The 24,089-nt window shown below is 64.4% G+C and carries 20 protein-coding genes; 11 read left to right on the top strand and 9 right to left on the bottom strand.

Translation table 11 applies throughout. The annotated features are described in order from the left end of the window. Positions 1-115 precede the first annotated feature (115 nt). Entirely contained in the window at positions 116-1,183 is a 1,068-nt protein-coding gene (locus LB513_RS07795) for an alpha/beta fold hydrolase (protein ID WP_224662879.1), read from the top strand. A 23-nt stretch (positions 1,184-1,206) separates the two neighbouring features. Here the strand turns inward: LB513_RS07795 and pyk are convergent, their stop codons facing one another. Both pyk and LB513_RS07785 read right to left on the bottom strand, forming a co-directional pair. Then, positions 1,207-2,643 carry a pyruvate kinase gene (gene pyk, locus LB513_RS07790; protein ID WP_224662878.1) on the bottom strand — a complete coding sequence of 479 codons (1,437 nt, stop codon included), beginning with the start codon at positions 2,641-2,643 and terminating at the stop codon, positions 1,207-1,209. Then, positions 2,640-3,050: a DUF1036 domain-containing protein gene (locus LB513_RS07785; protein ID WP_224662903.1), complete on the bottom strand. Its 411-nt coding sequence runs from the start codon at positions 3,048-3,050 to the stop codon at positions 2,640-2,642. Before LB513_RS07785 ends, pyk begins: the two co-directional genes overlap by 4 nt. Positions 3,051-3,373: 323 nt before the next feature. Here LB513_RS07785 and LB513_RS07780 point away from each other — a divergent pair, with 323 nt between their 5' ends. The 3 genes from LB513_RS07780 to LB513_RS07770 all read left to right on the top strand — a co-directional run bounded on the left by LB513_RS07780 (position 3,374) and on the right by LB513_RS07770 (position 6,082). Beyond that, positions 3,374-4,171, top strand: a complete 798-nt coding sequence (locus LB513_RS07780) for an N-formylglutamate amidohydrolase (RefSeq protein ID WP_224662877.1) — start codon at positions 3,374-3,376, stop codon at positions 4,169-4,171. Between the two features lie 11 nt (positions 4,172-4,182). Then, positions 4,183-4,491: a DUF1244 domain-containing protein gene (locus tag LB513_RS07775; RefSeq protein WP_224662876.1), complete on the top strand. Its 309-nt coding sequence runs from the start codon at positions 4,183-4,185 to the stop codon at positions 4,489-4,491. Between the two features lie 415 nt (positions 4,492-4,906). Continuing rightward, positions 4,907-6,082 (top strand): MFS transporter, encoded by a 1,176-nt coding sequence (locus tag LB513_RS07770; protein WP_224662875.1) that lies wholly within the window; start codon positions 4,907-4,909, stop codon positions 6,080-6,082. On the opposite strand, the gene LB513_RS07765 is transcribed toward LB513_RS07770, so the two are convergent. Continuing rightward, positions 6,046-6,954, bottom strand: a complete 909-nt coding sequence (locus LB513_RS07765; RefSeq protein WP_224662874.1) for a LysR family transcriptional regulator — start codon at positions 6,952-6,954, stop codon at positions 6,046-6,048. The two genes, LB513_RS07770 and LB513_RS07765, sit on opposite strands and share 37 nt — an antisense overlap. 95 nt (positions 6,955-7,049) lie before the next feature. Here LB513_RS07765 and LB513_RS07760 point away from each other — a divergent pair, with 95 nt between their 5' ends. Continuing rightward, on the top strand, positions 7,050-7,256 hold the full coding sequence (locus LB513_RS07760) for a DUF680 domain-containing protein (RefSeq protein WP_224662873.1): 207 nt from the start codon (positions 7,050-7,052) through the stop codon (positions 7,254-7,256). 42 nt (positions 7,257-7,298) lie between these two features. Further along, on the top strand, positions 7,299-8,258 hold the full coding sequence (locus LB513_RS07755; protein WP_224662872.1) for an SDR family oxidoreductase: 960 nt from the start codon (positions 7,299-7,301) through the stop codon (positions 8,256-8,258). Positions 8,259-8,282: 24 nt separating this feature from the next. Here the strand turns inward: LB513_RS07755 and LB513_RS07750 are convergent, their stop codons facing one another. The 5 genes from LB513_RS07750 to LB513_RS07730 form a co-directional block, all read right to left on the bottom strand. Continuing rightward, on the bottom strand, positions 8,283-8,441 hold the full coding sequence (locus tag LB513_RS07750; RefSeq protein WP_224662871.1) for a DUF3309 family protein: 159 nt from the start codon (positions 8,439-8,441) through the stop codon (positions 8,283-8,285). Between the two features lie 91 nt (positions 8,442-8,532). Continuing rightward, entirely contained in the window at positions 8,533-11,700 is a 3,168-nt protein-coding gene (locus LB513_RS07745; protein WP_224662870.1) for an efflux RND transporter permease subunit, read from the bottom strand. 44 nt (positions 11,701-11,744) lie between these two features. Beyond that, positions 11,745-12,920, bottom strand: coding sequence for an efflux RND transporter periplasmic adaptor subunit (locus LB513_RS07740; protein WP_224662869.1), 1,176 nt, complete (start codon positions 12,918-12,920; stop codon positions 11,745-11,747). A 359-nt stretch (positions 12,921-13,279) separates the two neighbouring features. Continuing rightward, positions 13,280-14,110, bottom strand: coding sequence for a 3-hydroxybutyrate dehydrogenase (locus LB513_RS07735; RefSeq protein ID WP_224662868.1), 831 nt, complete (start codon positions 14,108-14,110; stop codon positions 13,280-13,282). Between the two features lie 95 nt (positions 14,111-14,205). Beyond that, positions 14,206-15,294, bottom strand: a complete 1,089-nt coding sequence (locus LB513_RS07730; protein WP_224662867.1) for a citrate synthase/methylcitrate synthase — start codon at positions 15,292-15,294, stop codon at positions 14,206-14,208. Between the two features lie 79 nt (positions 15,295-15,373). On the opposite strand from LB513_RS07730, the gene LB513_RS07725 reads away from it, so the two are divergent. Next, a complete protein-coding gene (locus LB513_RS07725) occupies positions 15,374-16,510 on the top strand; it encodes a citrate synthase (RefSeq protein WP_224662866.1) in 1,137 nt (378 codons plus the stop codon). Positions 16,511-16,560: 50 nt separating this feature from the next. Here the strand turns inward: LB513_RS07725 and phaR are convergent, their stop codons facing one another. Continuing rightward, positions 16,561-17,169 (bottom strand): polyhydroxyalkanoate synthesis repressor PhaR, encoded by a 609-nt coding sequence (gene phaR / locus LB513_RS07720; RefSeq protein ID WP_224662865.1) that lies wholly within the window; start codon positions 17,167-17,169, stop codon positions 16,561-16,563. 295 nt (positions 17,170-17,464) lie between these two features. Between phaR and LB513_RS07715 the strand changes: the two genes are divergently transcribed. The 4 genes from LB513_RS07715 (at position 17,465) to LB513_RS07700 (ending at position 23,957) form a co-directional block, all read left to right on the top strand. Continuing rightward, a complete protein-coding gene (locus LB513_RS07715; protein WP_224662864.1) occupies positions 17,465-18,643 on the top strand; it encodes an acetyl-CoA C-acetyltransferase in 1,179 nt (392 codons plus the stop codon). A 117-nt stretch (positions 18,644-18,760) separates the two neighbouring features. Continuing rightward, complete coding sequence (phbB, locus tag LB513_RS07710; protein ID WP_224662863.1) at positions 18,761-19,486, top strand: acetoacetyl-CoA reductase; 726 nt, start codon at positions 18,761-18,763, stop codon at positions 19,484-19,486. A gap of 640 nt (positions 19,487-20,126) precedes the next feature. Continuing rightward, the gene (locus LB513_RS07705; RefSeq protein ID WP_224662862.1) at positions 20,127-23,543 is read left to right on the top strand and encodes a helicase-related protein; all 3,417 of its coding nucleotides are present in this window, start codon (positions 20,127-20,129) and stop codon (positions 23,541-23,543) included. 27 nt (positions 23,544-23,570) lie between these two features. Next, the gene (locus LB513_RS07700; protein WP_224662861.1) at positions 23,571-23,957 is read left to right on the top strand and encodes an RNA-binding S4 domain-containing protein; all 387 of its coding nucleotides are present in this window, start codon (positions 23,571-23,573) and stop codon (positions 23,955-23,957) included. Positions 23,958-24,089: the final 132 nt, after the last annotated feature.

Raw genomic sequence — 24,089 nt, 5'->3', positions numbered from 1 at the left:
CCTACTGCCTACTGCCTACTGCCTACTGCCTACTGCCTACTGCCTACTGCCTACTGCCTACTGCCTACTGCCTACTGTCCCAAACTTATCCCTCCCCTCTGCCGTATATCCTCGCATGAACCTGATCTATGCCGCTCTCGCTTTTCTCCTCGCCCTTGTCCTTGGCCTTGTCGGCGTCACCCGCGTCGGTTCCTGGCTGATCGAGCGGCGCAACCCGGCGGTCGGCGAATTCGCCGACATCGCCGGCGCCCGCATACATTACGTCCACGTTCCGGCACCCAGCGGTGCGGACCTGCCGCCAATCGTCTTCATCCACGGCGCCAGCGCCAACCTGAAGGACCAGATGTTGCCGCTTCGGCCCTCGCTCGAGGGCCGCGCCGAAATGCTGTTCTTCGACCGGCCAGGGTTCGGCTGGTCGGGGCGCGGAGCGGGCAACAACGAGGAACCGTCGGCACAAGCCAACACCATCGCCGCCCTGATGGACCATCTCGGCATGAAGAAGGCCATTATCGTCGCTCATTCCTTTGGCGGCGCGGTAACCACGGCCTTTGGACGCGAGCACGCCGACAAGACCCTTGGCCTCGTTTTCCTGTCGCCGGCGACCCATCCATGGCCGGGCGGCGCCACGTCCTGGTACTATGACCTGACAACCATCCCCCTGCTCGGCAGGCTGTTTTCCGAGACCCTGATCTACCCGGCGGGCACATGGCAGATGGCTGGAGCGACAACCTGCGTCTTCTCCCCCAACAAGGTGCCGGACAACTATCTCGCCGCCACCTCGATCCCGCTTGTGCTGCGGCCATCGGCCTTTCGCGCCAACGCTACCGACGTCGAGGGGCTCTATCGCTACGCGCTTGCCGCAGCGCCCCATTACAGCGAGATCAAGGCACCGGCCGTGGTCATTTCCGGCGACCGCGACAAGGTCGTGTATGCGCGGATCCATTCGGTCGGCCTGGTGCGCGACATAGAAGGCGCGGAACTGGTCTGGGTGCATAATCTCGGCCACAAGCCGGACTGGATCGCCGCCGACCTCGTCGTCGGGGCCATCGAAAAACTGGCGGGCAAGGATATCGACCTGCAGGCGATGGCCAAGACCGTGGAATCGCGGATCGCCGGCGACGCTTACGGCGCCGGCGAATGTGCCGACATCAAGGAGCCGCAGGCCGAACTTGCGCCGACCTGATCAGATCAATCAAGAGGCCGATCCTACCGGCTGGCCTGAACGTCCGAGCCGACATAGGCGATGCGCAGCATGTTGGTCGAACCTGGGGTCCGCAGCGGGACACCTGCTGTGATGATGACCCGGTCGCCCGGCTTGCCGAAGCCTTCATCGAAGGCGATACGGCAGGCGCGGTTGACCATGTCGTCGAGGTCGCTGGCATCGGGCGAGACGACGCAATGCGTCCCCCACAGCAGTGACAGCCGCCGCGCCGTGTTGAGGATCGGCGACAACGCGATGATTGGCACTTGCGGCCGCTCGCGGGCCGCGCGCAGGCCGGTTGTGCCGGATGCCGTGTAGGTGATGATCGCCGACAATCTCAGCGTCTCGGCGATTTCGCGGGCAGCCAGCGAAATGGCGTCGGCGCCGGTCGCCTCGGGCTCGGAACGCTGTGCGTTGATGATGCCTGCATAGGTCGGGTCGGTTTCGACCTTGGTGGCGATGCGGTTCATCATCGCCACGGCCTCGACCGGATAGGCGCCGGCCGCCGATTCCGCCGACAACATGATGGCATCGGCGCCCTCGAAAACGGCGATAGAAACGTCCGAGACCTCGGCGCGCGTCGGCACCGGGGCGGTGATCATCGATTCCAGCATCTGCGTGGCCACCACCACGGGCTTGCCGGCGCGCCGCGCCGCGCGCGTGATCTGCTTCTGGATGCCGGGCACGGCCTCGAGCGGCATTTCGACGCCGAGATCGCCGCGGGCGACCATCAGCGCGTCGGACAATTCGATGATCTCGGCCAGCCGGGCGACAGCTTGCGGCTTCTCGATCTTGGCCATGATCAGCGCGCGGCCGCGCGCGATCTTGCGTGCTTCGGCCAGATCCTCCGGCCGCTGCACGAAGGATAGCGCGACCCAGTCGACGCCCGTGGCCAGCACCGCATCGAGGTCCCTGCGATCCTTCTCGGTCAGCGCGCCGACCGGCAGCTCGGTGTCGGGCAGGCTGACGCCCTTCTTGTCCGAGATCGTTGTCCCGGCGACGACGGTGCAGACGATCGCCTTTCCGTTGCTGCTCACGGCCCTAAGCTCGAGCTTGCCATCATCGATCAGCAGGCGATGGCCGGCTTCGACCGAGCTCAGAATCTCCGGATGCGGGAGATAGACCCTGGTCGATGTGCCTGGTTCGGGATTGTCGTCGAGCGTGAAGGTCTGCCCTTGCGTCAGCGCTTCCTTGCCATTGGCAAACTTGCCGACGCGCAGCTTCGGCCCTTGCAGATCGGCCAGGATGCCGATCGGCCGGCCCACCGTTTCCTCGACGGCGCGAATGCGTCCGACCAGCGTGCGCATCAGCTCATGATCGGTATGGCTCATATTGATGCGGAACACATCGGCGCCCGCTTCGAACAGTTTCTTCAGCATCTCCTCCGACGAGGAGGCCGGACCGATGGTGGCGAGGATCTTGACCTTGCGGCTGCGTCTCATTGACTGTTTGTTCCCGGGGCGGCCGAAGCGCCTCCCGTTGTGGACTCGTCGGTCAGCTGGACCATCCAGCTTGCCTGCTCACCCGTGTCATACTCCTGGAATCCGGCGCGCTGGAAGCCCCGGGCCACGCAGTCTGTCACGCCCGCGATCTTGAACTCTTTTTCAGCCACGCACATGTTGATCGGGCCGTCCCAGCGTCCGCCACGCTCGGCGTCTTCTGCATAGAGATAGTAAAACCTTGATGACAGCGGCCCTTCGATCAGCGTCTTGCAGCTTGATCCCTCGATGTGCCACCAGCCCTCGGTGATCCAGCCCGCCTTGGCGCGGTAGCCGATGCCGACGCCGACCAGGTTCTGCGTCGCGTTGCAGACGCGGAAATCGGCGCGCGCCGGCGAAGCTATGACCATCGCCGAAAAGCCCACGGTCAGGATCAGAAGCGGCGTGGCAAAGGCGGCGCGCATGCGCTGCCCGCCAGCCGAACCCATCCCAAAACCCCTCGAAAACCACATCAGCATCTCTCTGCGCCCCTTTTCGGAAAAGTCCAGGCGCATGTCAACGCGCCGTTTTGTCCAATTCCAATCGATTTAGAAAGGCGTCGGCACAAGGTTCGCCGACTCTCGCCAGATTTCCCGGGAAACCTTGGCCAAACAACGGCATTGCGCAAGCGTCGTCTTCGTGGAATGACGATAGCACCCTCCCCGGAAACCAGCGAACAGGCCATTTCCCTGCAATGACCCGATCCACAGTTTTCGCGCCTTTCGATATCGTCGAAGGCGACCGCAAGCGAGGCATCGTCCTTCTGGGCGATCATGCCCGACGCGAACTGCCCGAGGAGTATGGCAGCCTCGGTCTGCCGACGTCGGAGTTTGATCGCCACATCGCCTACGACATCGGTGTCGAGGCGGTGACGCGCGAGCTGGCCGCCCTGCTCGGCGTACCGGCGGTGCTCGCCAATTTCTCTCGGCTGTTGATCGATCCCAATCGCGGCGAGGAAGACCCGACGCTCATCCGCCAACTCTATGACGGCACCGTCGTGCCGGGGAATTATCCCCTTGCCCCGGAGGAACGCGAGCGGCGGCTCGACCGCTTCTACCGGCCCTACCATGACGCCATCGGCGCCATGGTCGCCTCCGTTGCGCAGGCCTCGGGGCAAGCACCGTTCATCTTCTCGGTGCATTCCTTCACGCCGGTGATGCAGGGCAGGCAACGGCCATGGCATGTCGGCGTGCTATGGGACCTGGACGACCGGGTCGCGCGACCGCTGATCGAGATGCTCGCCGCCGACGACAGCCTCGTCGTCGGCGACAACGAGCCCTATGACGGCGCGTTGCGCGGCGACACCATGTACAAACATGCCATCATCAACGGTTTCGCGCATGCGTTGATCGAAATCCGCCAGGACCTCATAGCGGATCAGCAGGGCGCGCTTGCCTGGGCGCAGCGGCTGGCGCCTATCGTTGAAGCGATCGGCCATCGTCCCGATATACATGAGGTGAGAATGTTCGGCTCGCGCACGGGGCCAGTATGACGGAGGTTTCGGTGACCGATCTTACCACGGAGCAGCAGCGCGATTTCGAAGCCGCCGCCTTTCGCCGGCTGGTCGAGCACCTGCGCGAACGCGCCGACGTGCAGAACATAGACCTGATGAACCTTGCGGGTTTCTGCCGCAACTGCCTATCGAACTGGTATCGCGAAGCCGCCAACGCGGACGGCATCGATCTGACCAAGGACCAGTCGCGCGAGATCGTCTACGGCATGCCCTATGCCGAGTGGCAGGCTTTAAACCAGACCGAGGCCTCGGACGCCAAGAAGGCTGAATTCGAGGCAAAGCGCCCTAAGGATCAATAGACAGGCAACGCCTGTGGCAATCACGTCGGCGAATGGCGGAGCCATACGCGACGTCGTCATCCTAGGGTGGAGCAGTCGCGAAGCGACGTCGCGGAAACCCTAGGATCCATGCCGGTACGGCCGTGACAGGCGCAGCCGTTCAGAATGAGGGGCGCGCTAACCATGCCTTATTCTGCACCGCAGCATCGCATAGACGCCACAGAATGGATCCTCGGGTCTGCGCCGCGTCGCTTCGCTCCTCGCCCGTGGATGACGACGGGATAGGTCATTTTTGCTAATCTCCAACGTGGTAGTCCGCCATGAGCGGTCTAGACTCCCTCCCTTGGTCCAAGCATGTCCGCCACCTTAGGCGCTTGACTGAAAATTGAATCGATCTAATTTGCCGCGCGAAGCCATTTCTGACCGGATTCGCGCAATGAAAGCATCAGACGCCATGCAGGCCGCCATTCGCGGAAGATGGGCCGTGGCGGCCATTTTCCTGGCCAACGGCTTCCTGACCGGCAGTTGGGCGCCGCAGATCCCGGTCTTCCTCACCCGGCTGGACATATCCAAGTTCACGCTTGGCCTGCTGATCCTGCTGTTCGGCGCCGGCGCCGTCACCGCCATGACCTGGTGCGGCCACCTGATCTCGAAGCATGGCTCGCGGACGGTGCTGCGCTGGTTCGGCCTGTGCGGCAGCCTCGGCCTGCTGGTCGTGGCGCTGGCGCCCAACGTGCCGCTTGCCGCTGTCGCCATGTTCATCTTCGGTGGCTCGATCGGCGGCATGGATGTCGCCATGAACGCCAATGCCGTGGTGGTGGAACGGCGCCTCTCCCGCGCGATCATGTCGTCCTCGCACGGTTTCTGGAGCCTCGGCGGCTTTGCCGGCGGCGCCCTTGGCGGCTTCGCCATCCAGAGCTACGGCCATCTCGGCCATGCCATTGTGGTGACACTGCTCGCCTTCGCGGCGGTCGCAGCCGCGGTCGGCCATCTGATCTCCGAGGACAGGCCGCAGGCCACCGAGCACCATAAATTCACGTTGCCGGCCAACCCGCTGGTCTACCTTGTCGGCTTGATGGCGCTGCTGACGATGATCTCCGAAGGCGCGGTGCTCGACTGGGCGGCCCTCTATCTGCGCCAGGAACTTGGTGCCGACCTCGCCATCGCCGGCCTTGCCTACGCCGCCTTTTCCGGGGTCATGGCGATCATGCGTTTCTTCGGCGACGGCGTGCGCAACCGGCTCGGTGCGGTCATGACACTGCGCGGTTCGGCTGTCGTCGCCGCGGTCGGCATGCTTGTCGCCGGACTTGCGCCCTCTCCCTGGATCGCCATCGCGGCCTTCGCCTTCTCGGGCATCGGGATCGCCAATATGGTGCCGATTCTCTTTTCCGCCGGCGGCAATCAGGAGGGCATGTCGTCGGGCACCGGCATGAGTGTCGTTACCACCATGGGCTATTCCGGCATATTGGTGGCGCCATCAGCCATCGGCTTTGTCGCCGAACATTCGAGCTTCGGTCCCATCTTCATTGCGCTGTCGGGGCTCTTGATCGTCGTCCTGCTGATGGCCGGGCTTGCTCACCGCGCCGAATTCGCTCCTGCGCCGGCCGAGTAGCGTTTGAGTTCTTCGTGGAGGAAGTCGGTCACGCGGCGGATGCGCACGCTGGTGCGAACATCGCGATGCATCGCCAGCCAGACCGGCAGCATCGGTAGCGGCAGGCCGGGCAAAACTTTCTCGATCAGCGGATCGCGATCGGCCAGCGGTTCCTGGCCGAGGCCAATCCCATTGCCTGCTCGCACCGCTTCCCACAGGACGATCTGGTTGTCGGCCCTGAAACGGAAATTGCTTCGGGTCACGGGAATGCCGTGCTGGCCGAAGGCCCGGATGATGTCGTCGCTGCGATCGAAGCCGACCAGTGCGTGGCCAAGGAGTTCGGCTGCTTCCAGGGGCCGGCCGCGCCTGTCGAGATAGGATTTGGCCGCGCAGGCACACAGCGCAATGTCGCACACCTTGCGGGCCACCAACTCGTTCTGCGCCGGCTCGACCATGCGGATGGCGATGTCGGCATCGCGCCGCAGCAGGTTCTCGACCTGGTTTGAAGCCACGATCTCAACCTCGATACCCGGTTCCTCGATGCCAAGCCGTGCCATCATCGCGGGCAGCACATGGGCCGCCACCACCTCGCTGGCGGCAATGCGCACAGTCCCTTCGATCGCCTCGACCGACCCCAGCGCCAAAAGGGAAAAGGCGCTTGCCTGCTCGCTGACCGCCTTGCCGCGCTCGAACAAGGCGGCGCCCGCCTCGGTCAGTTCATAGCCGCGCCGCCCGCGCCGGAACAGAGTGACGCCCAGCGCCTGTTCGAGCTCGCCGATATGGCGGCCAAGCGTCGGCTGGCTTGCAGACAGCTTGCGCGCGGCCGCCGACAGGCTGCCCGTCTCGGCCACGGTGACAAAGCTTTTGATCAGGTTCCAGTCGATCTCGCCCATTCATCCCTGAATAACAAGACTGCGTTCATAGTCAATTTCTATTCGCTTTCGAGAGGATCATATTCGGGCTGCAAACACCAACAAGGACACCAGACATGACTAGGATCACCCTCACCGCCGCCGCCTTCCTCATCGCCTGCAACAGCGCTTTCGCAGGCAGCGACAATTTCGGTTCGACCAATGGCGACCACCCCAGAACAGCCGCAACGGACAACATCCGCACCACTTCGATCGAAAAGACGGACACAGCCGGCCAGAAACCAGCTCTTCCCGGAAGCAACCGCGACCTTTTCGGCCGCTGATTGCACCACGCCCGCACCCAAATCCAGACAAGGAGCATTCCAATGACCAAGATCGCAATCCTGGGCGCCAATGGCCGGCTCGGCCGTGTGGTCGCCAAGGCCTTCATCGACGCCGGCTACGACGTCCGCGCCGTCACCCGCAACGGCAAGCTTCCGGCCGAACTCAAGGGAGCCAGCGCAATCGCCGGCGACGCGCTCGACCGCGAAGCTCTCATCCGCGCCACGGCGGGGGCGGACATCGTCTTCAACGGCCTGAATCCGATCTATACCGATTGGGGCAAGTGCCTCCCGATGGCCGAGAACGTCATGGCAGCCTGCCATGCGAACGGCGCCACGCACCTGTTCCCCGGCACAGTGTACAATTACGGCTCACCTATGCCCGAGGTCATTACCGAGGACACGCCGTACCATCCGACGACTGAAAAAGGTCGGATCCGCTGCGCTATGGAAGAGCTGTTTCGTCGCGAAGCCGATGCCGGCCGTGTGCGCACCGTCCTCTTGCGCGCCGGCGATTTCTTCGGCGGCACAGGCAGCGGATCATGGTTCGACCTGGTCGTCGCCGCCAAGATCGGCAAGGGCATATACACGGCGCCCGGCCCAGTCGATCTCGTGCATGAATGGGCCTACCTGCCCGATTTCGCCAAGGGCTTCGTCGCCCTGGCTGGAAATCTGACCAAGCTCGGCCCCTATGAGACGCTGAACTTTCCGGGCCACGCCATCACCGATCTTCAGATGAAGGCCGCGGCCGAGAAGGCGGTGGGCGGCCCCCTCAGGATGACCGCGATGGCATGGTGGGTTCTGCGCGCGGGCAGCCCCTTCGTGGCCATGTGGCGTGAGATCGTCTCCATGTCCTATCTGCGCTTCGAGCCGCACCGGCTCGCGTCGACGCGGCTCCAGGCCATCATCGGGGAGATCCCGCATACCTCACTGGATCAAGCGGTGGCCGAGGCTCTCTCCGACATCGGAATTACCACTGTGAACAGCCTTTCGAAAGTAGCCTGAGCAAGGCAGAGGACGGCGCGAAACTCAGATCCTGCCCATCAAAAGCAACACCAGGAGCACAGCCAGCACGACACCGATGATGCCCGACGGTCCATAACCCCAAGAGCGCGAATGCGGCCAAGCCGGCACCGCACCTATGAGGATCAGGATCAGGACAATGATGATGATGGTGCTGACCGGCATGAGACATTCCCCGCATTGCTGTTGGGGGAGACAATGCAAAAGGCCGTCCGGTTGTTCCGGACGGCCTTTGCGGTTCAATTCCGAAGTGCTCCTATTCGGCGGCTTTCGGGAAGGCGATCGCGGGTTCGTCAGCCGGGCCGGCCGTACCGGCCGACGCAAGCTTGCCTTTGCCGCGCCGGAACACTCTGCGGAAAAACGCATTGACGCGGCTGTTCTTGCTGCGCGTGAAGATCATCAGCATCGAGGGCGTCACCACCAAGGTAAGCAAGGTGGCAAAGGACAGGCCGAAGACGATCGCCGAGGACAGTGAGATCCACCATTGTGTCGACGGGGCATTGATCGTCGTCTCGTGATGAAAGATTTCAAGCCCGAGGCCGAAGGCGATCGGCAGCACCCCGAGGATCGCCGAAACCGCCGTCAGCACAACCGGCCGGGCGCGCTCGCGGCAGGTCTGCAGCACCGCGTCCATCTTGTCCCAGCCTTCGTGGCGCAGCCTGTCATAGGTGTCGATCAGCACGATGTTGTTATTCACCACCACGCCGGCCAGCGCGATGACGCCGATGCCCGACATGACGATGCCGAACGTCTCCCCCGTGATCAGCAGCCCGAGGAACACGCCCACCGTCGCCATAACCACGCAGGACAGCACCATCAGCACGCTGGTGAACTTATTGAACTGCATCAGAAGCACCAGGAAGATCAGGAAGATCGCGGCTCCGAATGCCTTGCCGAGGAAGGCGCTGGCCTCGGCGCTGTCCTCGTTCGAGCCAGCCAGCTTCCAGCGGATGCCGCTGCCGAGATTCATGTCGGTGACCGCCTTGGTGACCTCCTGCTGCACGGCCGCGACCTGGGCGCCTGCCGCGACATTGGCCTGGACCACCACGGTTCGCGCGCCATCGATGCGGTTGAGGACGCCGACCGTAGGTTCCGGCTTGCGCACGACGAAATTCGAGATCGGCACCGAGCCTTGCGCGGTCTGTACCCTGAGTTCGTCGAGCGTCGACAGCGTGCGGCGGTCTTCGGGCAGCCGCAGCCTGATGTCGACGGCATCGTCGGCGCCCGCCGGCCGGTATTCCGACAGCTTCAGCCCGTTGGTCACCAGCTGCACCACGGTGCCGACGGCTGTCGGGCTGATGCCATATTGGGCCGCCTTGGCACGGTCGACCTCGAGCGCCCAGTCGACGCCCGGCGGAGGCAAGCCATCGGAGATGTCGATGACGCCGGCCACCTTGGCGATCCGCGCAGCGACGGCACGCGCCTTGTCGTCGAGCCCCTTCGGGTCGATCGCCGAGAGCCTGATCTGGATCGCCTTGCCCGTGGGCGGGCCGGCTTCCGGCACGCGGACCTCGACATCGACGCCGGGAATGCCGGCCATGACGCCGCGCAGATCGTTCAGGATCTGGTTGGCCGATTTGCGCTCGCGCCAGTCGATGAATTCGTACTGGATGACGCCCACCACGTCTTCCGGCACGTCCTGGCCGCCGCCCTGCGTCTTGCCGACACGGGTATAGACCGATTTGATGCCGGGCCAGCCAAGCAGCCTGTCTTCGGCGATCTTCGTCGCCGTGTCCATTTCGGCCAGCGAAAGGTTGCCGCGCGCGTGGACATAGAGCAGGCCGTAATCGGGCTCGACGCTTGGGAAGAACTCGACACCGGCGCCATATTTGGAATAGGCGAAGCCGACGCCGAAAAGCAGCGCTACCGTCAGCAGAACGACAGTGATCGGGAAACGCACCGCCTGCTTGACGACAGCCATGTACCAACCATCGCGATTGCCGTCGTCATGATGCTTCGGCGCTTTAGCGAAGATCGCGCCCAGCGTCGGCGCGAACACCAGCGCGTAGAGCATCGATGCCGACAGCGTGACGATCAGCGTGATCGGCATGTACTTCATGAAGTCGCCGATGATGCCCGGCCAGAACAGCAGCGGCGAAAAGGCTGCGATGCGCGTCATCGTCGCCGCGATGACCGGGCCAGCCATGCGCTTGGCGGCAAGCGCGAACGCGTCTGCCTTGGGCATGCCTTCGCTCATGCGCCGTTCGGCGAATTCGGTGACGATGATGGCGTCGTCGACGAGCATGCCGACGGCCAGGATGAGGCTGAACAGCACGATCATGTTGATCGTGTAGCCCATCATCGCCAGCAGCAGGATGCCGATCAGGAAGGAGGACGGGATGGCGAGGCCGATCAGCAGCGAGGCTCGGCCCGACAGCGCGTAGAGAATGACGATGAACACCAGGATCACGGCGATCATCACGTGGTTCTGCAGGTCGCCCAGCAACTGGTTGACGAAGACCGACTTGTCCTGCGTGTAGGTGACGTGCAGTCCTTCGGGCATCGACTTGACGTAACCATCGGACACTTCCCTCACCTTGGCGAGCGTGTCGATCAGATTGGCGCCGATGCGCTTCTTGACCTCGATGGCGATGGCTGGCTTGCCGTTGAGGCGCGTGATCGTGGTGGCGTCGGCGAAGGTCGAGCGGATCGTTGCGATATCCTTGGCCTGCACCACGGCGTTGGGGCCGGCGACCACGGGCAGGGACGCCACATCCTCCGGCGTCTCGATCAGCGACGGCACCTTGACGGCATATTTGCCTTCGGAGCCTTCGATGTTGCCTGCGGCAACCAGGCTGTTGGAGGCGCCGACGGCGCCGATCAGCTGGTCGAGTTGCAAGCCGTAGGATGACAGCTTCATCGGATCGATGACGACTTCGACCAGATCGTCGCGCGCGCCCTGCAGTGAGCCTTCGAGAACGCCGGGGACTTCCTCGATGCGATCGCGCAGTTCGCGCGCGGCGGCGGTCAGAACGCGTTCGGGCAACTCGCCCGACAGCGTGACGACGAGGACCGGGAATTCGGAAATATTGACCTCGGTGACGACCGGTTCCTCGGCGGCCTGCGGAAGGTCGGCCTTGGCGTCCTGCACCTTGCTGCGCGTATCCTGCAGCGCAGTGGCCAGATTGGTCTGCGGCTGGAACTCGACGAGCACGTAACCGCCGCCCTGAAAGGCGGCCGAGCGCATCTCCTTCAGGCCTTTGAGGCTCTTCAGCTTGCTTTCCATCGGCCGCAACAGCAGGCGCTCGGAATCCTCCGGCGAAATACCTTGATAGATCAGGCTGACATACATCATCGGAATCGGAACATCCGGTTCCGCTTCCTTCGGGGTCGACTGGTAGGCGACCCAGCCGGCGAGCAGGAGGAACACCAGCACCGAAATGGTCAGGCGGGCATTGTTGATCGCGAGTTTGACGATATCCATGGCTAACGCCTGTTCCTAGATTTCAGGAGCCGCGGTGCAGCCGGCTACTGCGTGCCGGCGGACGCTTCGCCCAGCAGTTTCTGGATGGTCGCCTGGTCGGCGTCGACCGGCTTGACCAGATCGCCTTCTTTCACCAGTTCCTGGCCGGCGACGATAATGCGCGTATCGGCCGGTATGCCGCCGAGCACGAGGCCGGTCGGGGTATCGTCGACAAGGTCGATCGGGAAGAACGCCACCTTGTTGTCCTTGCCGACGGCGCGGATGCCGAGATCGCCCTTGTCGCCCAGCGTCACCACCGAGCGCGGCAGCAGGACAGCGTCGGTCGGCAGCGCACTGAGCGCGATTTCCGCCGTCATGCCGGCCGGCACGGAACCGTCGGCATTGGGGATCGCGACCTCGACACGGAAGGTGCGGGTCGCCGACGATGCATCGCGGCTGATGTAGCGCACGGTGCCTTCGACCGTCTGGCCGCTGACCAGCCGGACCTCGGCCTTGTCGCCGAGCTTGAGATAGCCGAGATCGCGCTCGCTGACTTCGCCGCGGGCAATCACCGGATCAAGCTTGAGGATCGTCGCCACCTCGCCGCCCTGCATGATGGAACTGCCAAGCTCCACCGGCACACGGTCTATGACGCCGTCGAACGGCGCCTTGACCTCGTTTCGATCGAGTTCGGCCTGTGCCGTTTCCAGCAGCGACTGCGCCGAGGTCAGGTTAGAGCGCGCGGTGTCGAGCTGCAGCTTCGGCAGATTGCCGGTCTTGGCCAGCCGTTCGGCCGCTTCGAGCTCGGCGCGGCGTTGCGCCACGAGTTGCTTGGCATTGTCGACCATCGAGATCTTATCCTCGGCGGCAAGCATCAATACGAGATCGCCCGTCTTGACGTGCTGACCCTGCTTGACCGGCAATTTGTCGATGACACCGGCGACCCGCGTTGCGAGCACCGCGCGCTTGTCGGCCTCGGTCAGCCCGGAAATGCGAATGGCGCGAGCATAGGTCTTGCGCGGCGGCGTCACCACCGCAACGGTGCGCGGCGCCGCCTGTGGTTCGGCTTTTGCCGCCTTCGGCGTGTCGGCGCCCGATGTCTTGGCCTGATCCACCTCTTCCGCCTTGGCGTTGTTCGCCGCTACGCTGCCGACGGACGAAAATTCGCCCGTCGCCATCCACGCCGCGAAACCAACAAGCACAACAACAGCTGCAAGCTTGTGAAACCTGATCTTCGGCATCGTCGTTTCCACTGTGGGTTCGGCACCGCGTCCTGGACGCGGGCGCGTCGCCGATATGGGTGCGCGCTGGGCCATGTTCAAATCGCCGTGAACGGCAGAGCGCGCTTCTACAGCAAAGTTGCATCCCGATATAGCTGGAAAGTTGCGACCACTTTGCGGTGCCAAGACGTGGCGACTTCCCGCGTTGGCCGCGGTTGCCTTTCCTGGGATAGGTCTGGCCCACGTTCTGCGCCAGTAGCGGCCCCGCGTCTGGCTTGCTGAGCAATCAAAAGCAGCGCCGTCACCTCAGTGGCAGCAGGCGTCAGCATGATGCGGTACGCGTCGGGGAGGCAAGCGCTTCCCCGCACCGGCGTTGGCGCCTATGCGGCGGTCCAGCCGCCATCGATGGAGATATGGGTGCCGTTGACCTGCGCCGCCGCGTCCGAGCACAGAAACACTGCGGCCGCCGCGACCTGCTCGACCGTGACGAACTCCTTTGTCGGCTGCTTCTCCAGCATCACCTCGCGGATGACTGCCTCGCGGTCCATCTTGTTGGCCTTCATCTGGTCAGGGATCTGCGCCTCGACCAGCGGTGTCAGCACATAGCCCGGGCAGATGGCGTTGCAGGTGATCTTGTCGCGGGCCAGCTCGAGCGCCACCGTCTTCGTCAATCCCATAATGCCGTGCTTTGCCGAGACATAGGCGGATTTGAAAGGCGAGGCGACCAGGCCGTGCGCCGACGCTATGTTGACGATCCGGCCGCCGCCCGCCTGCTTCATCAACGGGATGGCGGCCGCGATGGTGTGGAACGCGGAGGACAGGTTGACGGCGATGATGGCGTCCCATTTTTCGAGCGGAAAATCCTCGACCGGCGCGACATGCTGGATGCCTGCATTGTTGACGAGGATGTCGACCGATCCGAATATCTCCGCAGCCTTGGCGATCAGCATCCGGCATTCGGCCGGGTTGGACATGTCGGCCTTGATGTAGGCGGCCTTGACCTTGTGCTCCCTGGCGATCGCATCGGCGACGGCATGGTCGGCAGGCGTGTCGGAGAAGGAGTTCACGACGATGGCGTGGCCGGCGGCGGCCAGCGCCTGGGCGATGGCCAGGCCGATGCCCGATGTGGAGCCCGTGACGACGGCGGTTTTCGTGATGGACAAGGCGGACCCTCGAATGGTTGCAAGACTGCAAATATTGCAACGCAACATATCAGTCCGCGCAACGCAAAACAGCATTGGCGTGAAACGAGGGAAGACATTTTCGTCGCACGGGCACCCATCTGGGGTGTCGAGGCCAGGTTGTCTCAGGCGGCGAGGTCCGGCATCGGTCCGATATAGCGCGACTGCGGGCGGATCAGCCGTCCGGTTGCCTGCTGTTCACGCGCATGCGCGATCCAGCCGGCGACACGCCCCGCGGCGAAGACATTGCTGAAGGCCTGGCTTGGAAAGCCCGCTGCCTCCAGCACCAGCGCCGTGTAGAACTCGACATTGGTCTGCAGCGATCGCGATGGTTTGGCGATACGCAGCACCTCGAGCGCCGTTTGCTCCACCGTCTCAGCGAAGGCCAGCCTGCGGCCGGCCGGGCCTTCGGCGCCGATCTGCCGCACCACCGCCTTCAGCACGTCGGCGCGCGGGTCGCGCACCCTGTAGATCCGATGCCCGAACCCCATGATGCGTTCGCCACGCGCGAGCTCGGCGCGCAGCCAGCCGGCGGCATCGCCGTGCGCCTCGATCGCATCCAGCATCTCGATCACCGGGCCGGGCGCGCCGCCATGCAGCGGCCCTTTGAGCGCGCCGAGCCCGGCCAGCACGCAGGATGCCAGGCCGGCCTGCGTCGAAGCGACCACGCGGGTGGCGAAGGTCGACGCGTTGAGGCCGTGATCGGCAACGGTCACCAGATAGGTATCGAGCGCACGCGCCAGCGCCGGCGACGCAACCGCGCCCTCAAGCATCCGCAACATGTCGGCGGCATGATCGGCCCGGCCCTCCGGCGCGAGCGGCCGCTCGTCGCGCCGTTGCCGGAGCAAGGCCGGGGTCAGCACGGCGGGTGCCGCGATCAGCCGCAGTCCATCCGTCAGCGTGTCGCCGTCCGGCAGCATCGCCATGCCGGCGCGCATGGCACTGTAGATATCGAGCGGCGCCAGCAGGGGCAGCGACGGCAGAAGCCGCTCGAACACCTCTTCGCGCGCCGCGCCAAGTGCCTGCTTCAGCTCCGCTTCGCCGGGAAGGTCATCGAAGAACCCATCGAGCAGCAGCCGAACCACCCGCGCGAAGGTCCAGCGGCCAGCCAGTTCCGAGAGCGCATGGCCGCGGATCGTCAACCGACCGCCAAGGCCATCGACATCCGACAGGACGGTCTCGGCTGCCACCACATCGTCGAGCCCATTCGCCATTGCCTGTCTCCTTGAACCGCTTCCGGATGCGAGATAAGGCTTGATGGAATGCTCATCAATCTTGATCAAGTGAATCAATATGTCGGAATGGCTTTCCCGGGAAGAAGCGTTGGAGCGGCTGAAGGTACGGGCACAGACGCTGTACGCCTATGTCAGCCGTGGACGCATCGCCATGCGGCCCGACCGGGCGGACCCGAGACGAAGCCAGTACCGCGCCGATGACATCGCCGCTCTGGCGGTCCGCCGGGCACGGGGACGCAGCCCCTCAGCCATCGCCGAAAGCGCCATTGCCTGGGGCGAGCCGTCGATCGTCACAGCAATCTCGACCGTATCGCACGGACGTCTCATCTATCGTGGCCAGGATGCCGTCGAGCTGTGCGAGCATGCCACGCTGGAAGACACGGCCGCCGTTCTCTGGGACTTGCCTGAACCGCCGGCTTTCGACGTGCCGTCGCCGGATGAAGCGCTCGCAGACGGCCGCGCCTTAGCCTTCGCGCGGCTTGCTGCGCTGGCGGGCCAGGGGCGTCCATCGCTGGGGCGCGGCGCCGCCGCCTTGCATGCCGATGCGGCACAGGCGGTGGGCGTGCTGGCTGGAGCGGTGGGCGCATCGGGACCAGGGCGCGTTCATGAGCGATTGGCGCACGGTTGGTCGGTGGACGCGCGTGGCGCCGAAGAGATCCGCCATGCGCTCGTGCTGCTTGCCGACCACGAACTGAACGCATCGACATTCGCCGCCCGCGTCGCTGCTTCGACAGGCGCATCGCTGGCCGCCTGTCTCCTCGCCGGCCTCGCCACATTGTCGGGGCCGCGCCATGGCGGCGCCGGCGAGGCGGTGATGCGACTGGCCGACGATGCGGCTAGGCAAGGCGCGGATGCAACGATCGGCCTTTGGCTCGATCATGACCGTCCCTTGCCCGGGTTTGGCCATCCGCTTTACCCTGAAGGCGATCCACGGGCAGCGGCGCTGCTGAGCGGTGTCGAGGTCGATGACACGATGTCATTACTGCGCGACGCTGCCCTTGCCGCGACCGGGGAGCGCCCGAACGTAGACTTTGCGCTGGCCGCCCTGACGCGCAGGCTGAACCTGCCGCCCGATGCGCCCTTCCGGCTGTTCGCACTCGGCCGCAGCGTCGGCTGGGCCGCGCATGCCGTGGAGCAGATAACGAGCGGAAGTCTCATCAGGCCGCGCGGTCGCTATGCGGGGCCGCTACCCTAGATCACAGTGAACAAGGCGAGGCTGGCTGTCGGATCATTGGATCCGGAACGTCACGACATTGTGTCGAGCTTCCGCTGCATGGCGGCGATCTGCTCTTTGAGTTCCTGCAAATCATCAGGCTTTTCCGGCGCATCCTTCCGCGCCGGCTCGGCCTGGGCGGCGGCAGGCGCGGCGCCCCCGGGCGGAAACGGGGTGAACAGCCGCATCGCATTCTGGAACATCTCCATATTGCGGCGCGTCTGCTCCTCCAGCGCCTTGATCGGCGTGGTGATCTTCATCATGTCGAGCGGCGACTTGCCGATCGCGCCCTTCATCTGCTCGCGAAAGCGCTCCTGCTCCTTGGAGAAAGCGAGCATGGACTGTTCGAGGAAGCTCGGCACGATCATCTGCATCTGGTCGCCATAATAGGCAATCAACTGGCGCAGGAACGGGATCGGCAGCATGTTCTGCCCATCCTTGTTCTCGAGTTCGAAGATGATCTGGGTCAGAACCGGATGCGTGATGTCGTCGCCGGTCTTGGCGTCCTGAACGGTGAAGTCCTCGCCCTTCTTGACCATCTCGGCCAGGTCTTCGAGGGTCACATAGGTGCTGGTACCGGTATTGTAGAGGCGGCGATTGGCGTATTTCTTGATGATGATCGGATCGTCTTTCGCGGCCATCTGTATCCTCCCGGGACACCGGCGCGCCTGTTGTAAGGTGCCGGTAACGATTGTGCCTTTTTTGAGGATATGCCCAAAACCCGCGCAATTCCAAGCGGTTTGTGCAGTGCGGGATCATTAAATGCTGCACGGCGGCCAAAATTTGCTGCGCAGCATTGGACTGGCTGCTGCGATCGCGTCCCCCGCCCTGCCCGCAGCACACGGGACCCATGCCCAATTCAGGTTTGACTCGGGTTCTGGAAAGGGCAAGAAAAGTCCTTACACGCAGCTAACAGCCTGAAGTCTGGAGAAGAACATGTCCGCTTCCATCGTTATTGCCAGTGCCGCGCGCACGCCGGTCGGATCCTTCAACGGAGCGTTCGCGGCCACCCCGGCGCATGAACTCGGCGCCGTCGTCATCAGGGAGTTGCTGTCGCGCGCCGGTGTGGAAGCCGCCGAGGTCGACGAGGTCATTTTGGGCCAGGTGTTGACCGCCGCGCAGGGCCAGAACCCGGCCCGGCAGGCATCGATCAATGCCGGCCTGCCGAAGGAAACCACAGCCTGGGGCCTCAACCAGGTCTGCGGCTCGGGCTTGCGCGCGATTGCGCTCGGCATGCAGCAGATCGCCGGCGGCGACGCCAAGGTGATTATCGCCGGCGGACAGGAATCGATGTCGCTTTCAGCGCACGCCCAGCACCTGCGCGCCGGCGTCAAGATGGGCGACTTCAAGCTGATCGACACCATGATCAAGGACGGATTGTGGGATGCCTTCAACGGCTATCACATGGGCAACACGGCCGAGAATGTCGCCCGCCAGTTCCAGATCACCCGCGATGACCAGGACCAGTTCGCGCTCGCTTCCCAGAACAAGGCCGAGGCAGCGCAGAAGGCCGGCAAATTCAACGACGAGATCGTCGCCGTCACGCTCAAGGGCAAGAAAGGCGACACCATTGTCGACCAGGACGAGTATATCCGCCATGGCGCGACCCTCGACGCCATGACCAGGCTCAAGCCGGCCTTCGACAAGGACGGCACGGTAACCGCCGCCAACGCATCGGGCATCAATGACGGGGCCGCCGGCGTGGTGCTCATGAGCGAAGCGGAGACGCAGCGGCGCGGCATCACGCCGCTGGCGCGCATTGCCTCCTGGGCGACCGCCGGCGTCGATCCGGCGATTATGGGAACAGGACCCATTCCAGCGTCGCGCAAGGCTTTGGAAAAGGCGGGCTGGTCGGTAGGCGATCTTGACCTCATCGAGGCCAACGAAGCCTTTGCCGCCCAAGCCTGCGCCGTCAATAAGGACATGGGTTGGGATCCCGCGATCGTCAATGTCAATGGCGGCGCCATCGCAATCGGCCATCCGATCGGCGCGTCGGGCGCCCGCATCTTCAACACGCTGGTCTACGAAATGCGCCGTCGTGGGGCGAAGAAGGGCCTCGCCACACTGTGCATCGGCGGCGGCATGGGTGTCGCCATGTGCGTCGAGGCGCTCTGAGATGGAAGTGAACAGGGGGTAGCGAACGGGGAAGAACTGCGTCGGCGAAGGGACATTGGATCCCGACCTGCTATTCGCTACTCCCTGTTCGCGCCCCAACCAAAGGGAGGGAGCACTATGACCAAGGTTGCAATCGTCACAGGCGGGTCGCGCGGTATCGGCGCGGCGATATCGATGGCGCTGAAGAACGCCGGCTATTCGGTTGCCGCGAACTATGCCGGCAACGATGAGGCGGCGGCCAAGTTCAAGGATGTCACCGGCATTCCGGTCTACAAATGGTCGGTCGCCGACTATGATGCCTGCGCCACCGGCATCAAACAGGTCGAGGCCGATCTAGGCCCGGTCTCGGTGCTGGTCAACAATGCCGGCATCACCCGCGACGCCATGTTCCACAAGATCACCCGCGACCAGTGGAAAGAGGTCATCGACACCAACCTTTCCGGCGTATTTAACATGACGCATCCGCTGTGGGCCGGCATGCGCGAGCGCAAGTTCGGCCGCGTCATCACCATTTCGTCGATCAACGGCCAGAAGGGCCAGGCCGGCCAGGTCAACTATTCCGCCGCCAAAGCCGGCGACATCGGCTTTACCAAGGCGCTTGCCCAGGAGGGTGCGCGCGCCGGTATCACCGTCAATGTCATCTGCCCCGGCTACATCGCCACCGAAATGGTAAAGGCGATCGACGAGAAGGTCCTCAACGAGCGGATTATCCCGCAGATTCCGGTGGGTCGCATGGGCGAACCGGAAGAGATCGCCCGCTGCGTCGTTTTCCTGGCCTCCGAGGATGCCGGCTTTATAACGGGCTCAACGCTGACCGCCAATGGCGGCCAGTATATAGCCTGAAAATATTGCCGGAGTTTCGCGCAGTTTCGATACCGGCCGGTCTGCCGACCGGCCGATAGCGGCATCCGTGCCGGCTGTGCGAAACTTCGCTGCAACTTTGTGGGTTGCCGGTGGACAAGCTGTGGACAACACGAGATGTCGGGGTGGACAACACGCGGAGACACCAACATCGCCGACAGTCGCAGATTGGTTCGAGCTTTGGCTGAAACGTAAATCACGGCCGCTGGAATGTGGCTTCGCAGCCGTGATGCGACGAGCAAAGATCAACAATTCCATAAGCTTGCGCCGCGGCAATACGTTGGTGTGATCGCCGGCGGCAAAGGTTAATGCAGTTTGGGTCTCAGCATGAAACGGGCCACGTCGCCGATTCATCATGTGGTGAGTCTCACGACCGCGAATTCCACATATAGCCGTGAACAAAAGCTGAATCCGCAGGAGTCACTGATTCGTCGCCGATTCGTTCCAGACTCGTTCCATCCGTTAATCGCCAGCGCTCGAGACGTCCCACATGCCTCTCAAAGCAGTCGGTTGAACATTCCGCTTTCGCTTGGCGCTCTAAATCCCTATGTGTCGGCTGTCATACGCGCCATCCAGGGGCCGGTCCCGACAAACAGAGGCCAGAAGCCTTATTTCCAGGTCGATGAACATCCAGCCGAAACCCGCCGAGCCGCTGATCCTGTCGGGCCGCGACGTGACCGCCGTGCTTGGGCCAACCAACACCGGCAAGACCCATCTCGCCATCGAGCGCATGGTCGCGCATGAGAGCGGCATCATCGGCCTGCCGCTCAGGCTGCTGGCGCGGGAGGTTTACAGCCGCGTCTGCGAGAAGGTCGGAGCGCACAAGGTCTCGCTCATTACCGGCGAAGAGAAGATCCAGCCGGCCGGCGCGAAATATTCCGTCTGCACGGTCGAGGCCATGCCCCGAACGACCGAGGCTGCGTTCGTCGCCATCGACGAGGTGCAGCTGGCCGGCGACCTCGAGCGCGGCCACATCTTCACCGATCGCATCCTGCATCTTCGCGGTCGCCAGGAAACCCTGCTGCTGGGTGCGGCCACCATGCAGGGCATCCTCCAGCGCCTGCTGAGGGGCGTCTCAGTGGTGACGCGGCCGAGGCTGTCGCATCTGGCCTATGCCGGATCGAAGAAGCTGACCCGCCTGCCGCGGCGCACGGCGATCGTCGCCTTCTCCGCCGACGAGGTCTATGCCATCGCCGAACTGATCCGCCGCCAACAGGGCGGGGCGGCGGTCGTGCTTGGCGCGCTCAGCCCGCGCACCCGCAACGCCCAGGTCGCGCTATTCCAATCGGGCGATGTCGACTATCTCATTGCCACCGACGCCATCGGCATGGGCCTCAACCTCGATCTCGACCATGTCGCCTTTGCCCAGAACCGCAAGTTCGACGGGTTCCAGTACCGCAATCTGACCGCGGCGGAGCTTGGCCAGATCGCCGGACGCGCCGGCCGCCATCTGCGTGACGGCACTTTTGGCGTGACCGGCCAGGTCGACCCCCTGGACGAGGAGTTGATCACGAAGATCGAGGGCCATGATTTCGAGCCGGTGAAGGTGCTGCAATGGCGCACCGCGCAGTTCGACTTCGCCAGCCTCGACGCGCTGAAACGTTCTATCGAAACCAACGCCCCGGTCGAAGGCTTGACCCGCGCGCTGCCGGCGGTGGACGCCCAGGCCCTCGAATATTTATCGCGCGACGAGGACATCCGCGCGCTGGCCACCAACGCCAAACGCGTCGCGCTGCTTTGGGAGGCCTGTGCGCTGCCGGACTATCGCAAGATCGCGCCGGCCCAGCATGCGGATCTCATCGCGTCCATCTATACGGACCTCGCCCGGCATGGCCATGTCGACGAGAACTATATGGCCGAGCAGGTGCGCCGCGCCGACACCACGGAGGGCGACATCGATACACTGTCGCACCGCATCGCTCAGATCCGTACCTGGACGTTCGTGTCGAACCGGCCCGGCTGGCTGGCCGATCAGGCACACTGGCAGGAAAAGACGCGCGAAATCGAAGACAGATTGTCCGATGCGCTGCATGAGCGGTTGACGAAACGCTTCGTAGACCGCAGGACTTCCGTCCTCATGCGGCGCCTTAGAGAAAATACCATGCCTGAAGCCGAAATCAGCCCTACCGGAACCGTCCTCGTCGAAGGCCACCATGTCGGCGAACTGCAGGGGTTCCGTTTCACCGCCGACCAGAGCGCCGGCGGCGAAGACGCCAAGGCGGTGCGCACCGCAGCGCAGAAGGCGCTGGCCGCGGAATTCGAGGCGCGCGCCGAACGCTTCGGCGCCAGCGCCAATGCCGACATCGCGCTCGGCTCGGACGGCACGCTGCGCTGGATCGGCGCGCCGATCGGCACGCTGGTTTCGGGCGAAGACGCGCTGAGGCCGCGCCTGGTGTTGCTGGCCGATGAGCAACTGACCGGCCCGGCGCGTGACAAGGTCGCAGCGCGGGCGGAGCGTTTCGTCAATTTCCAGATCGAGTCGCTCTTGAAGCCGCTGGTCGACCTGAAGAACGCCGACCAGATCTCCGGCATCGGCCGTGGCATAGCCTTCCAGCTGGTCGAGAATTTCGGCCTCATCAACCGCCGCGATATTGCCGAGGAGATGAAGTCGCTCGACCAGGAAGGCCGCGCGGCACTTCGCCGGCTCGGCGTGCGTTTCGGCGCCTACCACGTCTTCGTGCCTGCCTTGATCAAGCCGGCGCCCGCCGGTCTGGTGACCTTGCTTTGGGCGCTGAAGAATGACGGCAAGGACAAGCCGGGCTTCGGCGATGTGGTCCATGCGCTCGCCTCCGGGCGCACCTCGGTGGTTATCGATCCGGCCTTCGACAAGGCCTTCTACAAGCTTGCCGGCTACCGCAATCTCGGCCGTCGCGCCGTGCGCATCGATATATTGGAGCGGCTGGCGGACCTGATCCGTCCGGCGACCAACTGGAAACCGGGTCTCGGCCAGCGTCCGGACGGCGCCTATGACGGCCAGGCCTTCATGGTGACGCCGCCCATGATGTCGATCCTCGGCGCCACCGCCGACGACATGGAAGAGATCCTGAAGGGCCTCGGCTATCGTGCCGAACCGAGACCGGCCGCCGAGGTCAAGGCCCGCCTGGAAGCCCAAGACAATGCCGCCCGCGAAGCGGCAGCGGCCAAGTTCGCAGCGGAAGAGGCCGCGCGTGCCGAGCAGGCCAAGGCCGCGGAGGCTGCCGCAACAGATGCGGCTCCTGAGGCAGCAGTTGAGGGTTCGGAACCGGCTGCCGCCGAGGCTGCGGTCGAAGCACCGGCCGAGGTCGCCGCGGAAACAGCAGCCGAGCCTGCCGCGCAAGAGCAACCCGAAGCTCCGGCCGAAGTCACGGAAGAGAGTCCGCTCGCTGCGGAAGCCATTTCTAACGTCACCGCCGTCGAAGGCGACAACGCTCTCACCTCTCCCTCGATGGGAGAGGTCGCGGCGCAAAGCGACGCGGGCGATGGCTCTGTCTCCGCAAGTGATGCTGGCGAAACCAGTGATGTGGTGGATGCTGACGGTGCCGTCGCTGCTCCCACCCCGGCGCTACGCGCCGACGCTCCCCACGAGGGGGAAAGTGAAGTGGCCGAAGCACCCAAGCCTATCCTGCTGTGGCGCCAGGGCCGTTTCGAACAGCGCCCGCGTCATCACGAAGGCCGCAACAATCGCCAGCGCAGCGGGCAGGCGCGCGGACGCGGCAATGCACCGGCTGCCGATGGCGCCGCACCGGCGGCTGCCGCGCCCGGCGAACGTCCGGCCCATGAGGGTCGGCGCGAGGGCCCGGGCAAGCCCCGCTTCGACCGTTCGAAGTTCAAGCCCAAGCCGCAGGCCGAAGGCGAACAGCGCCGTGACGTCCGCCCGCAGGGCGAGCGGCCCGACTGGAAGGGCGGCAGGCCGGAAGGCAAGGGCGGGCGGCCCGATCACGTCAAGGGCGGGGCAAAGCCGGCCTTCCAGGCCAAGCCGCGCGAGGAACGCCCTGTCCGCTTCGATCCGGACTCGCCCTTCGCCAAGCTCGCCGCCTTGCGCGACCAGCTGAAGAAATAGCCCGGCTCCGCTCCGATGGTTGCGCCGATGGCCGCCAGGGACCGACAGCGCATCGACAAATGGCTGTTCTTCGCGCGCGCCGTGAAGTCGCGTTCGCTGGCGGCGAAACTTGTGGTTGCCGGCCGGGTCCGCATCAATCGCGACAAAGCATCGCAGGCTTCCGACCAGGTCAAGCCTGGCGATGTCCTGACCATCACGCTCGAGCGGCGCATCTTCGTCTGGAAAGTGCTGAACTCGGGGGTACGGCGCGGCCCCTCCGAGGAGGCGCGGACCCTTTACGAGGACATGTCGCCGCCGCCGGTTCCCAAGGGCGACGAACCGCCCGACGCCATCCCGGCGCTGCGCGAGGCGGGCAGCGGTCGGCCAACCAAACGCGAGCGCCGCCAGACCGACCGCTTGATCGGCGAGGACTGACGGGATCGCACGGCCGACGCGCGCCTTCGGGAAGCTCTACCGCAACGGGTGACGGCCCTGCACTAACCGGCTGGCGTCATGACCCTCGTTGGGAATTCCATTCCGCAATGCCGGCGCAACCGGCGAAGGCCG

It is taken from the genome of Mesorhizobium sp. ES1-1 (assembly GCF_020164785.1).
GTDB lineage: Bacteria > Pseudomonadota > Alphaproteobacteria > Rhizobiales > Rhizobiaceae > Mesorhizobium.
The sequence above is the reverse complement of the archived record's forward strand: the minus strand, read 5'-3'. Positions and strand labels throughout refer to the sequence as shown.